Raw genomic sequence first — 12,386 nt, 5'->3', positions numbered from 1 at the left:
ATTACTCTCCGCGCAGGGCTGAAACCAGCCCTTTGAATTTACTGTTGAGCAAGGTGAAGCTGGCCTGGAAACCGATGGCGTTTTCCGTGTAGTTCGATTGCTCGATCTGGGCGTCCACGGTGTTCTGGTCGATCGACGGCTGGGTCGGCACGCGGTATTGCACGGTGTCGTCAGCCATCGCCAGGCCTTCGGCCTCGATGTGCCGGCTGTTGGTGCGGTCCATGGCGAAGCGGCCGCTTTGCTGCTTCTGGCTCTCGGCGGCGAGCACCGAAGAGAAGTCCATGTCACGCGCCTTGTAGTTGGGCGTGTCGGCGTTGGCGATGTTGTTGGCCAGCACTTCGGCGCGCTGGGCGCGGAAGCCCAGTGCCTTTTCGTGAATGCCAAGCGCCTTGTCGAAACTGATGCTCATGTCAGGGAAACCTTCGAAGGTTGGCCGGAATTTCGTTGAGCAAGGTATAGCAAGGGCTGTGCCACTTTCCCGAAAGCCCGGAAACACTGGGCTGCGACGCTGGTGACTGATGGCGTGATGCCAGAAAAGCGGCAAAGTGCTTCCGCCTGGCGAAGCGAAAGCGGCAATTGCCGGGTGGCAAAAGCGGCAAAACAAAAAATTGACGTCAGCAAACAGAGAGGCCGGCAACTTGCGCTGCCGGCCTCTCGGGTCATTTGGCCTGGTAGATGATCCCCGGGCTGCACTGGACCATCTGGTAATGGTCCGGCAACCCGTTCAGCGCTTCCGAAGCGCCGAGGAACAGGTAGCCCCCGGGCTTCAGGGTGCTGTGAATACGCATCAGGATGTCCTTCTTCACCTGCGCCGAGAAGTAGATCAGCACATTGCGGCAGAACACGATGTCGAACTTGCCCAGGCTCGCATAGCTGTCGAGCAGGTTGAACGAGCGGAACTCGACGCGGCTGCGGATTGCCGGCTTGACCGCCCAGCGCCCCGGCGCCTTGGGGTCGAAGTAGCGCTGCAGGCGCTCCTGGGACAGGCCACGGGCAATCGCCAGGCTGTCGTACTCACCGGTCTTGCAATTGGTCAGCATCGAGCCGGACAGGTCGGTGGCAACGATCTGCGCACCCATCTTCAACTGGCCCAGGTTGCTGCGCTCGAACTCGTCGATGGCCATCGAGATCGAATACGGTTCCTGACCCGACGAGCAGGCCGCCGACCACATGCGCAGGCGCTGCCCGGGGTTGTTCCTGATGAACTCGGGAATGACCTTGTTCTTCAGCACTTCAAACGGGTAGGTATCGCGAAACCACAGGGTCTCGTTGGTGGTCATCGCATCCACCACCAGCTCGCGCAGGCCGCCCCGCGGCTGGGTCTGGATGCGCTGCACCAACTCACCCAGGCTCTTGATGCCCTGCTGCTCCATCAGCTTGTTGAGACGGCTGGAAACCAGGTACTGCTTATTCTCGCCCAGCAGGATGCCACAGGCTTTTTCCAGGAAGACCCTGAACTGTTCGAACTCCAAATTACCCGTAGACACTACTGCCGCCTCTTTTAAATCGCTGGTGCCGGGAGCATGCCCCCGGCTGCTTCAATGCGTTGCCTTGATCCGGTCGACCACGCGCTGGGCCAGATCGTCCGGTTTGAACTTGGCCAGGAAATCATCTGCCCCGACCTTCTTGACCATCGCCTGGTTGAATACCCCGGACAACGAAGTATGCAGGCAGATGTGCAATTTTTGCATACGCGGGTCGCTGCGGATCTCTGCGGTAAGCGTATAGCCGTCCATTTCCGGCATTTCAATGTCGGAGATCATCATCAGGAACTCTTCTTCCGGCTTCTTGCCCTCGTCAACCAGCTTGCGCAGGTAGTCCAGGGCCTGACGACCATCGTTGAGCGCCACCACGTCCACCCCCACCGTCTGCAGGCAACGGCTGACCTGCTTGCGCGCCACCGACGAATCGTCGACGGTCAGCACCCGCAGCAGCGTGGCCTTGTCCTGCACTTCGGCATCGACCACGCCGGCAGACACCGTTTCGGACGACGGCGCCACTTCGGCCAGCACCTTCTCCACGTCGATGATCTCGACCATGCGGTTGTCGACCCGGGTAACGGCGGTCAGGTAATGGTCGCGCCCCGTACCCTTGGGTGGCGGATGAATCTCTTCCCAGTTCATGTTGACGATGCGCTCCACCGAGTGCACCAGAAAACCCTGAGTCTTGGTGTTGTACTCGGTGATGATCACGAAGCTGTTGCGCGTGTCTTCCTGCAACCCCGGCAGGCCGGTCGCCATCGACAGGTCAAGAATCGGGATGGTCGCCCCGCGAATGTTGGCCACGCCTCGCACCACCGGGTGCGACTTGGGCAGCACGGTCAGCTCCGGGCACTGCAGCACTTCGCGAACCTTGAACACGTTGATGCCGTAAAGCTGCGCCCCGTTGAGACGGAACAGCAGCAATTCCAGGCGATTCTGCCCAACCAGCTGTGTGCGCTGGTTGACTGAATCCATTACCCCCGCCATGCCTGACTCCTTATGCTTTCTGCCTTTTTGGTGCTACGTGGTCACCAAGTCGGCACGGGCTTTGCTTTTTTGAGCGCCATGTACACGAAAACGACAAATTTCCGACGACTGACACACCTGCTGAGCGGCACGCTCGCCGTGCTGTGCCTGCTGGCACCCGGCGTTCGCACGCTGGCGGACGCGGTTACCTTGCCTGAACAGCTTATCGGTGTCACCCAAGGGTTTCTTGAATTCAGTGTCGAGGACTACCTGGCCACCACCCAGACCCCCGGGCGCTACGAAATCCAGGTCAACCCGCTCGACCCGCGCCTGCGCATGCCGCTGTGCAGCCAGGCGCTGGATGCCTCGCTGGAAAGCCCGGCACAACCGCTGGGCCGGGTGACGGTACGGGTACGCTGTGACGGCAGCGCGCCGTGGACCATCTTCGTGCCGGCGACGGTAAAGCTGTTTCGCGACGTGGTGGTGGTGACCCGCCCGCTCAAGCGCGAAAACGTCGTTGGCGAAGGCGACGTGGCCCTGCGCGAGCGTGATGTTGGCACGCTGCCCCAGGGGTTTCTCACCGACCTCGACCAGGCGGTAGGCATGAAGATGCTGCGCCCGACGGTGCTCGACCAGGTCCTCACGCCGCAGCATCTGGAGCAAGCTGAAGTGGTGCGCAAGGGCGACCATGTGGTGATCACCGCGCGCAGCGGCCCCTTGAGCGTGCGCATGCCTGGCGAAGCCTTGGCCAAGGGTGGCCAGGGCGAACAGATCCGTGTGCGCAACCTCAATTCGCAGCGGGTAGTGAAAGCCCGGGTGACCGGCCCCGGTCAGGTCGAGGTGGCCATGTAGATTGCGCTGGCGGTGAGGAACCGCTTTTCCTAAACTGTGTCAGAACACGGGTTCGCGAGCTTGCTGACAGGCAGCGATGCATTTACGCCTAAAGTTTCTTTCGGGTTGGCCGAAAACAAGGCAAGCGTCCAAATACCCAGAGGTTTCTGATCATGGTCATCGACTTCAGTCGTTTGAATAACTCTCCGTCCATCACGGGCGGCGTTCGTGGCAACGCCACGTCCGGCAACGCCGAGAAAACCGGCGAAACCCAAGAAGCGCCAAAAAGCGCCAGCGCCAGCACCAGCGGAGAAACGGTACACCTCAGCCAAGAGGCTCAGCAGTTGCAACAGGTCAGCGACAAGCTGCGCGACCAGCCCGTCGTCAACAGTGCCCGCGTGGCGCAGTTGAAGCAGGCGATCGCCGACGGCAGCTACCAGGTCGATGCCGGCCGGGTCGCCAGCAAACTGCTCGATTTCGAAGCCCAGCGCTGACCGTTCGGCGCGCTGACTTCACGGACGCTATGTAAAGCCAAGAGTTAGCCATGCACGACATCACTTTGCTGCAACTGATCGAAGACGACATCGCTCCGACCCAGGAACTGCTCGACCTGCTCCAGCAGGAGTCGATGGCCCTGCACAGTCGCGACATGGCGCCGCTGGAGGGCATCCTGGCCCGCAAGCAGTCGCTGATCGTCCTGCTCGAGCAGCAAGGCATGCGCCGCAACAACCTGCTCACCAGCCTTGGCCTCAGCGCCAACCGCGCCGGGGTGCAGGCATTGGCGGCGCAGTCGGACAACGGCGAGCTGATCCTGCAGCAGCTGGATGTACTGAACCAGTTGATGAATGACTGCCAGAGGGTCAACGAGACCAATGGCCGGATCATCCAGGTACAACAACACGTCACGGCCAACCAGATCAGAATCCTCCAGGGCGGTGAAGCACCGTCGCTCTATGACAGCCGTGGCACCACTTCTCCACTTGCCAAGCCCCGGGCGCTCAGCCAAGTGTGATTACTTCTATCAAGGCACAGAACATACTGGCAAAATGCCGTTACTTGCGTGTGTCGTTTTTGCCTGGAGATTGAAAACCCGTGTTCAATGAAACCGATGCCCCGCAACCGCCGAAGGTGCTGAACACGCCCTTGGAGATCGCGGCCAACCTGCGCCAGCTGCAAGACAGCCATGATCCGCTGATCATCACCTTCCATGAGCGCAGCCAGCGGTTCCAGAGCTATGTGGTGCATGTGGACCGTGACAGCAATGTCCTGGCGCTGGACGAAATGATCCCGCGCGATGGCGAAAAATTCATCGAGAACGGCGAACCGTTCCGCGTCGAAGGCTTCCATGACGGCGTGCGCATCGCCTGGGAATGCAACCACGAACTGAAGATCAGCGAAGTCGACGGCCACCGCTGCTACCGTGGCGCGATGCCCGAAGAGATGACCTACCACCAGCGCCGCAATGCCTTCCGCGCCGCGCTGAAGCTGTCGCAACTGGTCGACATCATTCTTGACGGCGGCTACCTCAAGGGTAACGGCGCCCTGCGCGGCAAGCTGCTGGACATCTCCGCCACCGGCTGCAAGCTGCGCTTTGAAGGTAATGTCGAGGACCGCCTGCAACTGGGCCAAGTGTACGATCGCTTCAAGGCCAGCAACCCGCTGGGCCTGGTCGATACCATGGTCGAGCTGCGCCACCTGCACTATGAAGAGCGGATCAACACCACCTTCGCCGGCGTGCGTTTTCATAACCTCAATGGCCAGGCACAACGCAAGATCGAAAGCTTCGTCTACCAGCTGCAGCGTGAAGCGCGGCGGTTCGACAAGGACGACTATTGAGTCGCCTGCAAAAAAAAACGCCACCCATCGGGTGGCGTTTTTGTTTGTGGTTAACCTGTGCCGGCCTCTTCGCGGGTAAACCCGCGAAGAGGCCGGCACAGACTCAAACTGACTTGCTGACCTCATCCTCAGCCCGAGCCTCCGCGGCTGGCTCAGCCTTCTGATCATCCTCGGTATCCTCAGCCGCCACCGGCGCCTGCATGACCTCCTGCACGGTCTGCTCATCCACCCGCGGGTCAAGCGCCGCCGACAATGGCGAACCGGCGGCCGGCATGGCCACGTGCCCCAACGGTGCATCCTGCACCTGGTGCAGCCCGGTAACCGCCTTCGGCCGGATGCGCCACACCAGCACCAGGGCAAAGAACGCAAAGAAGGCATAGAGCATCTGCGCGCCCAACACCTTCATCAGCACCCCCGCCGCCAACGGCCCGATACAGGCACCCACGCCATAGGTGACCAGCAGCATGGCGGTCAGTGACACCCGCCGCTCGCTCTCTACGTGGTCATTGGAAAACGCCACCGCCAGCGGGTAGAGGCAGAACTGCAGCAGCGAAATCACGAAGCCGATACCGAACAGCACCTCCAGCGGCACACTTGGCAGGATCGCCAGTGGCGCCGAAGCCAGCGCCAGACCTATCGCAACGCTGCGGATCAGCACCGCCCGGTCGTAGCGGTCGGACAACCAGCCCAATGGCCACTGCACCAGCAGCCCGGCAAAGATGCAACAGCCCATGAACAGACCGATCTGCTCGGTCGACATGCCCTGGCTGGAGGCGTACAGCGGCGCCAGGCCGTAGAACGAACCGACGATCAAGCCTGAACCCAGCACCGTGCTGAGCGACTGCGGTACCCGCTTGATGAAGAACTTCGGCTCCATGGGTGCCGGGCGCAGGGGCGCCGGGTGGATGCGCCGGGTCATCGCCACCGGCACCAGGCACAGGGCGAAGCACATGGCCACCAGCATCAGCAGTTCCGGACCCAGTTGCGGATGCACTACCAGAATCAGTTGGCCGAGTACCAGGCCAAGGTAGGACGCGATCATGTAGCCACTGAACACCGCCCCCCGATACTTCGCCTCGGCCTGTTCGTTGAGCCAGCTCTCGATGACCATGTACTGGCACATCATGCCCAGGCCGACGATCATCCGTAACCCGACCCATACGGGCAGCCAACTGGTCATTCCATGCCCCAGCACAGCCGCGCAGACAATGCCGGCGCACGTGGCGTAGGCCCGGATGTGCCCGACCCGACCGATCAGCCGGTGGCCGATCTTGCCGCCCACCGCCAGGCCGAAATAGTTGGCTGCCATCAGGGCACCCACCCAGAGACTGTCCACATGATCGGCCGCCAGGCGCAGCGCCAGATAGGTACTGAGCAGGCCCGAGCCGATCAACATCATCAAGGCGGCGAAATATAACGACTGAAAGGGCTTCCAGATGTTTCGCATACGTCCCGTCGAACTCCCAGGTCAGGTGGCGTTGGCTTGCTGGCAAGCATAAAAGCAAAATGGCCACGGCGCAGTCCCCTGCCAGACAAATAGCCGGACAGGGGCGCGTCCAGTGCCGATTGTGTCGCGATCAGGCCTGTGCGGCCAGCACGCGGCGCTCCCAGGGGGTGATTTCGTTGAAGAAGTCCGTCAGTTCCAGGGTCTTGCTGGCCAGGTAGCCATCGATGAACTCGCTGCCGAACAGTTCCCGCGCCAAGGCGCTGCGCTTGAGGCGTTCGAGGGCCGCATGCAAGGTGCACGGCAGGCTCAGGTGTTCCGGCACCTCGAATTCGCCCTGGATCGCCGGAGCGGGCTGCAGGCGCTGCGCGATACCGTGCAGGCCGGCGGCCAGGCTGGCAGCGATGGCCAGGTAAGGGTTGGCGTCGGCACCCGGCAGGCGGTTCTCGACCCGCCGCGCCACCGGGGCACTGGCCGGAATGCGCAGGCCGGCCGCGCGGTTGTCCTCGGACCAGCAGGCATTGTTCGGTGAGGCGTAAGGGTGGCACAGGCGCTGGTAGGAGTTGACGTTGGGTGCGAACAGCGCGGTGAAGTCGGCCATGCACGCCTGCTGGCCACCGATGAAGTGGTAGAAGGTGTCGGTCGGCTGGCCTTGTTCATCACTGAACACGTTGCGCCCGCTGGCGATGTCCACCAGGCTCTGGTGAATGTGCATGGAGCTGCCCGGGGTGTGCGCCAACGGCTTGGCCATGCACACCACGCTCAGGCCATGTTTGAGCGCCACTTCCTTGAGCAGGTGCTTGAACAGGAAGGTCTGGTCGGCCAGCAGCAGCGGGTCGCCGTGCAATAGATTGATCTCGAACTGGCTCACGCCCATTTCGTGCATGAAGGTGTCACGCGGCAGGCCCAAGGCTGCCATGCACTGGTACACCTCCTGGAAGAACGGGCGCAGGCCATTGTTGGAACTGACACTGAATGCCGAATGGCCAAGCTCGCGGCGGCCATCCTTGCCAACGGGGGGCAGGAAGGGTTGCTGCGGGTCGGTGTTGGGGGCAAAAACGAAGAACTCCAGCTCTGTGGCCACCACCGGCGCCAGGCCAAGGGCAGCGTAGCGGGCGATCACGGCCTTGAGCTGCCCCCGCGTGGACAGCCCCGAAGGCCGCCCATCGAGCTCGTTGGCGTCACAGATGGCCAGCGCCAGGCCCTCCTCGCTCCACGGCAGGCGGTGGATCTGCGCGGGCTCCGCGACCAGCGCCAGGTCCCCGTCGTCACTGCCGTAGAAACGCGCCGGCGGGTAGCCGCCCATGATGCATTGCAGCAACACCCCTCGGGCCATCTGCAGGCGGCGGCCTTCGAGGAAGCCTTCGGCGGTCATCACCTTGCCGCGCGGGACGCCGTTGAGGTCGGGGGTGACGCATTCGATCTGGTCGATGCCCTGGAGGAGCTCGGCCAGCGAGCGATGGGCGGCGGTGGTCATGACGCTTGTCCTTGTTGTTATAGGCTGACAACAACATAGGCTTGGGGTGTTTAAAATATCAAGCACCCTCGTTTTTGCCTGTGCCGGCCTCTTCGCGGGTAAAAACTATTCGCGCAAGGTCATGCCGTTGGCAGGCAACGGCAACGCGGTCTTGTACCTCACCTGCTTGAGGGCAAAGCTTGACCGAATGTTGGCCACCCCCGGCAACCGCGTCAGGTAATCGAGGAACCGCTCCAGCGCCTGGATGCTCGGCAACAGCACCCGCAACAGGTAATCCGGGTCACCGGTCATCAGGTAGCACTCCATCACCTCAGGCCGCTCGGCGATCTCCTCCTCGAAGCGGTGCAGCGCCTGCTCGACCTGCTTCTCCAGGCTGACATGGATGAACACATTCACATCCAGCCCCAGCACCTGCGGCGACAGCAAGGTCACCTGCTGACGGATCACGCCCAACTCCTCCATGGCCTTGACCCGGTTGAAGCAAGGCGTCGGCGACAGGTTTACCGACCTCGCCAGTTCCGCATTGGTGATGCGGGCGTTGTCCTGGAGGCTATTGAGAATGCCGATATCGGTACGATCGAGCTTGCGCATGAGACAAATTCACCGGTTTTTTGTGTTTATCCGGAATGTTTATCTCCCCCGTCAGACAAAGGCAATCAACTTGAGAGAAAAATTCTCCTGCCCTCCCACTAAGATGTAGATGACGCTGACCTACCAGTCACAAGCCGGTACTCAGCGGCGGCCGCTTCAGAGCTCACAAAAACAACATCCGAGCGAGCGTAAAAAGCATGAACGAGTACGCCCCCCTGCGTTTGCATGTGCCCGAGCCCACCGGCCGGCCAGGCTGCCAGACCGATTTTTCCTACCTGCGCCTGAACGACGCTGGGCAAGTCCGTAAACCCCCGATCGATGTCGACGCTGCCGACACCGCCGACCTGTCCTACAGCCTGGTCCGCGTGCTCGACGAGCAAGGCAACGCCCAAGGCCCATGGGCCGAGGACATCGACCCGCAGATCCTCCGCCAAGGCATGCGCGCGATGCTCAAGACGCGCATCTTCGACAGCCGCATGGTGGTTGCCCAGCGCCAGAAGAAGATGTCCTTCTACATGCAGAGCCTGGGCGAGGAAGCCATCGGCAGCGCCCAGGCGCTGGCGCTCAACCGCACCGACATGTGCTTCCCCACCTATCGCCAGCAGAGCATCCTGATGGCCCGCGACGTATCGCTGGTCGAGATGATCTGCCAGCTGCTGTCCAACGAGCGCGACCCGCTCAAGGGCCGCCAGCTGCCGATCATGTATTCGGTGCGCGAAGCTGGTTTCTTCACCATCAGTGGCAACCTGGCAACCCAGTTCGTGCAGGCGGTCGGCTGGGCCATGGCCTCGGCGATCAAGGGCGATACCAAGATCGCCTCGGCCTGGATCGGTGACGGTGCCACCGCCGAGTCGGACTTCCACACCGCCCTCACCTTCGCCCACGTCTACCGCGCCCCGGTGATCCTCAACGTGGTCAACAACCAGTGGGCGATCTCCACCTTCCAGGCCATCGCCGGTGGTGAGCAGACCACCTTCGCCGGCCGTGGCGTGGGTTGCGGCATCGCCTCGTTGCGGGTCGATGGCAACGACTTCGTCGCCGTGTACGCCGCCTCGCGCTGGGCCGCCGAACGCGCCCGTCGCGGCCTGGGCCCGTCGCTGATCGAGTGGGTCACCTACCGCGCCGGCCCGCACTCGACTTCGGACGACCCGTCCAAGTACCGCCCGGCCGATGACTGGAGCCACTTCCCGCTCGGTGACCCGATCGCCCGCCTGAAGCAGCACCTGATCAAGATCGGCCACTGGTCCGAGGAAGAACACCAGGCCACTACCGCCGAGTTCGAGGCCGCGGTCATCGCCGCGCAGAAGGAAGCGGAACAGTACGGCACCCTGGCCAACGGCCACATCCCGAGCGCGGCCTCGATGTTCGAGGATGTGTACAAGGAAATGCCTGACCACCTGCGCCGTCAGCGCCAGGAACTGGGGGTCTGAGATGAACGATCACAACAACAGCATCAATCCGGAAACCGCCATGGCCACCAGCACACTGACCATGATCCAGGCCCTGCGCTCGGCCATGGATGTCATGCTCGAGCGCGACGAGAATGTGGTGATCTACGGCCAGGACGTCGGTTACTTCGGCGGCGTGTTCCGTTGCACCGAGGGCCTGCAGACCAAGTACGGCAAGTCGCGGGTGTTCGACGCCCCGATCTCGGAAAGCGGCATCGTCGGCACCGCCGTGGGCATGGGTGCCTACGGCCTGCGCCCGGTGGTGGAAATCCAGTTCGCCGACTACTTCTACCCGGCCTCCGACCAGATCGTCTCGGAAATGGCCCGCCTGCGCTATCGCTCGGCCGGCGAGTTCATCGCCCCGCTGACCCTGCGCATGCCCTGCGGCGGCGGCATCTACGGCGGCCAGACCCACAGCCAGAGCCCGGAGGCGATGTTCACCCAGGTCTGCGGCCTGCGCACGGTGATGCCGTCCAACCCGTATGACGCCAAGGGCCTGCTGATCGCCTCGATCGAATGCGACGACCCGGTGATCTTCCTTGAGCCCAAGCGCCTGTACAACGGCCCGTTCGACGGCCACCACGACCGCCCTGTCACGCCTTGGTCGAAACACCCGCAAAGCGCCGTGCCGGACGGTTACTACACCGTGCCGCTGGACAAGGCCGCGATCACCCGCCCGGGCAACGATGTCACCGTGCTGACCTACGGCACCACGGTCTACGTGGCCCAGGTGGCCGCCGAAGAGAGCGGTGTCGACGCCGAAGTGATCGACCTGCGCAGCCTCTGGCCGCTGGACCTGGAGACCATCGTCGCCTCGGTGAAAAAGACCGGCCGCTGCGTGGTCGTGCATGAAGCCACCCGCACCTGCGGCTTCGGCGCCGAACTGGTGGCGCTGGTGCAGGAGCACTGTTTCCATCACCTCGAAGCGCCGATAGAGCGCGTCACCGGCTGGGACACCCCCTACCCCCACGCGCAGGAATGGGCTTACTTCCCAGGCCCTTCGCGGGTAGGCGCGGCATTGAAACGGGTCATGGAGGTCTGAATGGGCACGCACGTCATCAAGATGCCGGACATTGGCGAAGGCATCGCGCAGGTCGAGTTGGTGGAATGGTTCGTCAAGGTCGGCGACGTGATCGCCGAGGACCAGGTGGTGGCCGATGTCATGACCGACAAGGCCACCGTGGAAATCCCTTCGCCGGTCAGCGGCAAGGTACTGGCCCTGGGTGGCCAGCCAGGTGAAGTGATGGCGGTCGGCAGCGAGCTGATCCGCATCGAAGTCGAAGGCAGCGGCAACCACGTGGATGTGACACAGGCCAAACCCGTGGAAGTACACAGCGCGCCCGTCGCGCCCAAGCCCGAAGCGCCAGCGCCACAGCCGGTGGCCTACCAGGCCCCCGAGCAGCACGCCGAAGCCCCGATCGTGCCGCGCCAGCCGGGCGACAAGCCGCTGGCCTCGCCGGCGGTGCGCAAGCGCGCCCTGGATGCCGGCATCGAGCTGCGCTACGTGCATGGCAGCGGCCCGGCCGGGCGCATCCTGCATGAAGACCTCGACGCCTTCATGAGCAAGCCGCACAGCCCTGCCGGCCAGGTGCCGAGTGGCTATGCCAAGCGCACCGACAGCGAGCAGGTGCAGGTGATCGGCCTGCGCCGCAAGATCGCCCAGCGCATGCAGGACGCCAAGCGCCGTGTGGCGCACTTCAGCTACGTGGAAGAGATCGACGTCACCGCCGTTGAGGCCCTGCGCCAGCAGCTCAATGCCAAGCACGGCAACACGCGTGGCAAGTTGACCCTGCTGCCGTTCCTGGTCCGCGCCCTGGTCGTGGCCTTGCGCGACTTCCCGCAGATCAACGCCACCTACGACGACGAAGCCCAGGTCATCACCCGCCACGGCGCGGTACACGTGGGCATCGCCACCCAGGGTGACAACGGCCTGATGGTGCCGGTGCTGCGCCATGCCGAGGCCGCCAGCCTGTGGGCCAATGCCAGCGAGATCGCGCGCCTGGCCAATGCCGCACGGACCAACAAGGCCAGCCGTGAAGAACTGAGCGGCTCGACCATCACCCTGACCAGCCTCGGCGCCTTGGGCGGCATCGTCAGCACCCCGGTGGTCAACACCCCGGAAGTGGCGATCGTCGGCGTCAACCGCATCGTCGAGCGGCCGGTGGTGATCGACGGCCAGATCGTCGTGCGCAAGATGATGAACCTGTCCAGCTCGTTCGACCACCGGGTGGTCGATGGCATGGATGCCGCGCAGTTCATCCAGGCCGTGCGTGGCCTGCTCGAACAACCTGCCTGCCTGTTCCTGGAGTGAG

The 12,386-nt window shown here is 63.1% G+C and carries 13 protein-coding genes; 7 read left to right on the top strand and 6 right to left on the bottom strand.

Features of this window, described 5'->3' with window-relative positions; all coding sequences use genetic code 11:
* Position 1 precedes the first annotated feature (1 nt).
* The 3 genes from flgB to F6X59_RS25100 form a co-directional block, all read right to left on the bottom strand.
* Positions 2-409: a flagellar basal body rod protein FlgB gene (flgB, locus tag F6X59_RS25110; RefSeq protein WP_079229156.1), complete on the bottom strand. Its 408-nt coding sequence runs from the start codon at positions 407-409 to the stop codon at positions 2-4.
* Positions 410-659: 250 nt separating this feature from the next.
* Entirely contained in the window at positions 660-1,487 is an 828-nt protein-coding gene (cheR, locus tag F6X59_RS25105; RefSeq protein ID WP_346652289.1) for a protein-glutamate O-methyltransferase CheR, read from the bottom strand.
* A 51-nt stretch (positions 1,488-1,538) separates the two neighbouring features.
* Positions 1,539-2,468: a chemotaxis protein CheV gene (locus F6X59_RS25100; protein ID WP_152958812.1), complete on the bottom strand. Its 930-nt coding sequence runs from the start codon at positions 2,466-2,468 to the stop codon at positions 1,539-1,541.
* A 78-nt stretch (positions 2,469-2,546) separates the two neighbouring features.
* Here F6X59_RS25100 and flgA point away from each other — a divergent pair, with 78 nt between their 5' ends.
* The 4 genes from flgA (at position 2,547) to F6X59_RS25080 (ending at position 5,114) form a co-directional block, all read left to right on the top strand.
* The gene (gene flgA, locus F6X59_RS25095; protein WP_152958811.1) at positions 2,547-3,299 is read left to right on the top strand and encodes a flagellar basal body P-ring formation chaperone FlgA; all 753 of its coding nucleotides are present in this window, start codon (positions 2,547-2,549) and stop codon (positions 3,297-3,299) included.
* Positions 3,300-3,451: 152 nt separating this feature from the next.
* Positions 3,452-3,772 carry a flagellar biosynthesis anti-sigma factor FlgM gene (gene flgM / locus F6X59_RS25090; RefSeq protein WP_152958810.1) on the top strand — a complete coding sequence of 107 codons (321 nt, stop codon included), beginning with the start codon at positions 3,452-3,454 and terminating at the stop codon, positions 3,770-3,772.
* 50 nt (positions 3,773-3,822) lie between these two features.
* Positions 3,823-4,290: a flagella synthesis protein FlgN gene (locus tag F6X59_RS25085; protein ID WP_152958809.1), complete on the top strand. Its 468-nt coding sequence runs from the start codon at positions 3,823-3,825 to the stop codon at positions 4,288-4,290.
* Between the two features lie 80 nt (positions 4,291-4,370).
* Positions 4,371-5,114 (top strand): flagellar regulator YcgR PilZN domain-containing protein, encoded by a 744-nt coding sequence (locus F6X59_RS25080; protein ID WP_346652288.1) that lies wholly within the window; start codon positions 4,371-4,373, stop codon positions 5,112-5,114.
* 103 nt (positions 5,115-5,217) lie between these two features.
* Here F6X59_RS25080 and F6X59_RS25075 read toward each other — a convergent pair whose 3' ends face one another.
* The 3 genes from F6X59_RS25075 to bkdR form a co-directional block, all read right to left on the bottom strand.
* Positions 5,218-6,561 carry an MFS transporter gene (locus tag F6X59_RS25075; protein WP_152958808.1) on the bottom strand — a complete coding sequence of 448 codons (1,344 nt, stop codon included), beginning with the start codon at positions 6,559-6,561 and terminating at the stop codon, positions 5,218-5,220.
* 130 nt (positions 6,562-6,691) lie between these two features.
* Positions 6,692-7,933 (bottom strand): glutamine synthetase family protein, encoded by a 1,242-nt coding sequence (locus F6X59_RS25070; protein ID WP_178120129.1) that lies wholly within the window; start codon positions 7,931-7,933, stop codon positions 6,692-6,694.
* A gap of 207 nt (positions 7,934-8,140) precedes the next feature.
* Positions 8,141-8,626 (bottom strand): Bkd operon transcriptional regulator BkdR, encoded by a 486-nt coding sequence (gene bkdR, locus F6X59_RS25065; protein ID WP_060476959.1) that lies wholly within the window; start codon positions 8,624-8,626, stop codon positions 8,141-8,143.
* Between the two features lie 197 nt (positions 8,627-8,823).
* Here bkdR and F6X59_RS25060 point away from each other — a divergent pair, with 197 nt between their 5' ends.
* Genes F6X59_RS25060 through F6X59_RS25050 form a run of 3 tightly spaced genes read left to right on the top strand, consistent with a single transcriptional unit; the run spans position 8,824 to position 12,385 of the window.
* Positions 8,824-10,056 (top strand): 3-methyl-2-oxobutanoate dehydrogenase (2-methylpropanoyl-transferring) subunit alpha, encoded by a 1,233-nt coding sequence (locus tag F6X59_RS25060; protein ID WP_054886333.1) that lies wholly within the window; start codon positions 8,824-8,826, stop codon positions 10,054-10,056.
* Between the two features lies 1 nt (position 10,057).
* Complete coding sequence (locus F6X59_RS25055; RefSeq protein ID WP_152958806.1) at positions 10,058-11,116, top strand: alpha-ketoacid dehydrogenase subunit beta; 1,059 nt, start codon at positions 10,058-10,060, stop codon at positions 11,114-11,116.
* Positions 11,117-12,385 carry a dihydrolipoamide acetyltransferase family protein gene (locus tag F6X59_RS25050; protein ID WP_152958805.1) on the top strand — a complete coding sequence of 423 codons (1,269 nt, stop codon included), beginning with the start codon at positions 11,117-11,119 and terminating at the stop codon, positions 12,383-12,385.
* Position 12,386: the final 1 nt, after the last annotated feature.

Source organism: Pseudomonas sp. MN1F, assembly GCF_009391885.1.
Classification (GTDB): Bacteria; Pseudomonadota; Gammaproteobacteria; order Pseudomonadales; family Pseudomonadaceae; genus Aquipseudomonas.
Note: the sequence above shows the minus strand (reverse complement) of the source record. Positions and strands in the feature narration are given on the sequence as shown.

Coding starts and splice junctions, on each gene's coding strand:
- flgB (WP_079229156.1), bottom strand. CDS start 409: ATGAGCATCAGTTTCGACAAGGCGCTTGGCATTCACGAAAAGGCACTG.
- F6X59_RS25100 (WP_152958812.1), bottom strand. CDS start 2,468: ATGGCGGGGGTAATGGATTCAGTCAACCAGCGCACACAGCTGGTTGGG.
- flgA (WP_152958811.1), top strand. CDS start 2,547: ATGTACACGAAAACGACAAATTTCCGACGACTGACACACCTGCTGAGC.
- flgM (WP_152958810.1), top strand. CDS start 3,452: ATGGTCATCGACTTCAGTCGTTTGAATAACTCTCCGTCCATCACGGGC.
- F6X59_RS25085 (WP_152958809.1), top strand. CDS start 3,823: ATGCACGACATCACTTTGCTGCAACTGATCGAAGACGACATCGCTCCG.
- F6X59_RS25075 (WP_152958808.1), bottom strand. CDS start 6,561: ATGCGAAACATCTGGAAGCCCTTTCAGTCGTTATATTTCGCCGCCTTG.
- F6X59_RS25070 (WP_178120129.1), bottom strand. CDS start 7,933: ATGACCGCCGAAGGCTTCCTCGAAGGCCGCCGCCTGCAGATGGCCCGA.
- bkdR (WP_060476959.1), bottom strand. CDS start 8,626: ATGCGCAAGCTCGATCGTACCGATATCGGCATTCTCAATAGCCTCCAG.
- F6X59_RS25060 (WP_054886333.1), top strand. CDS start 8,824: ATGAACGAGTACGCCCCCCTGCGTTTGCATGTGCCCGAGCCCACCGGC.
- F6X59_RS25055 (WP_152958806.1), top strand. CDS start 10,058: ATGAACGATCACAACAACAGCATCAATCCGGAAACCGCCATGGCCACC.
- F6X59_RS25050 (WP_152958805.1), top strand. CDS start 11,117: ATGGGCACGCACGTCATCAAGATGCCGGACATTGGCGAAGGCATCGCG.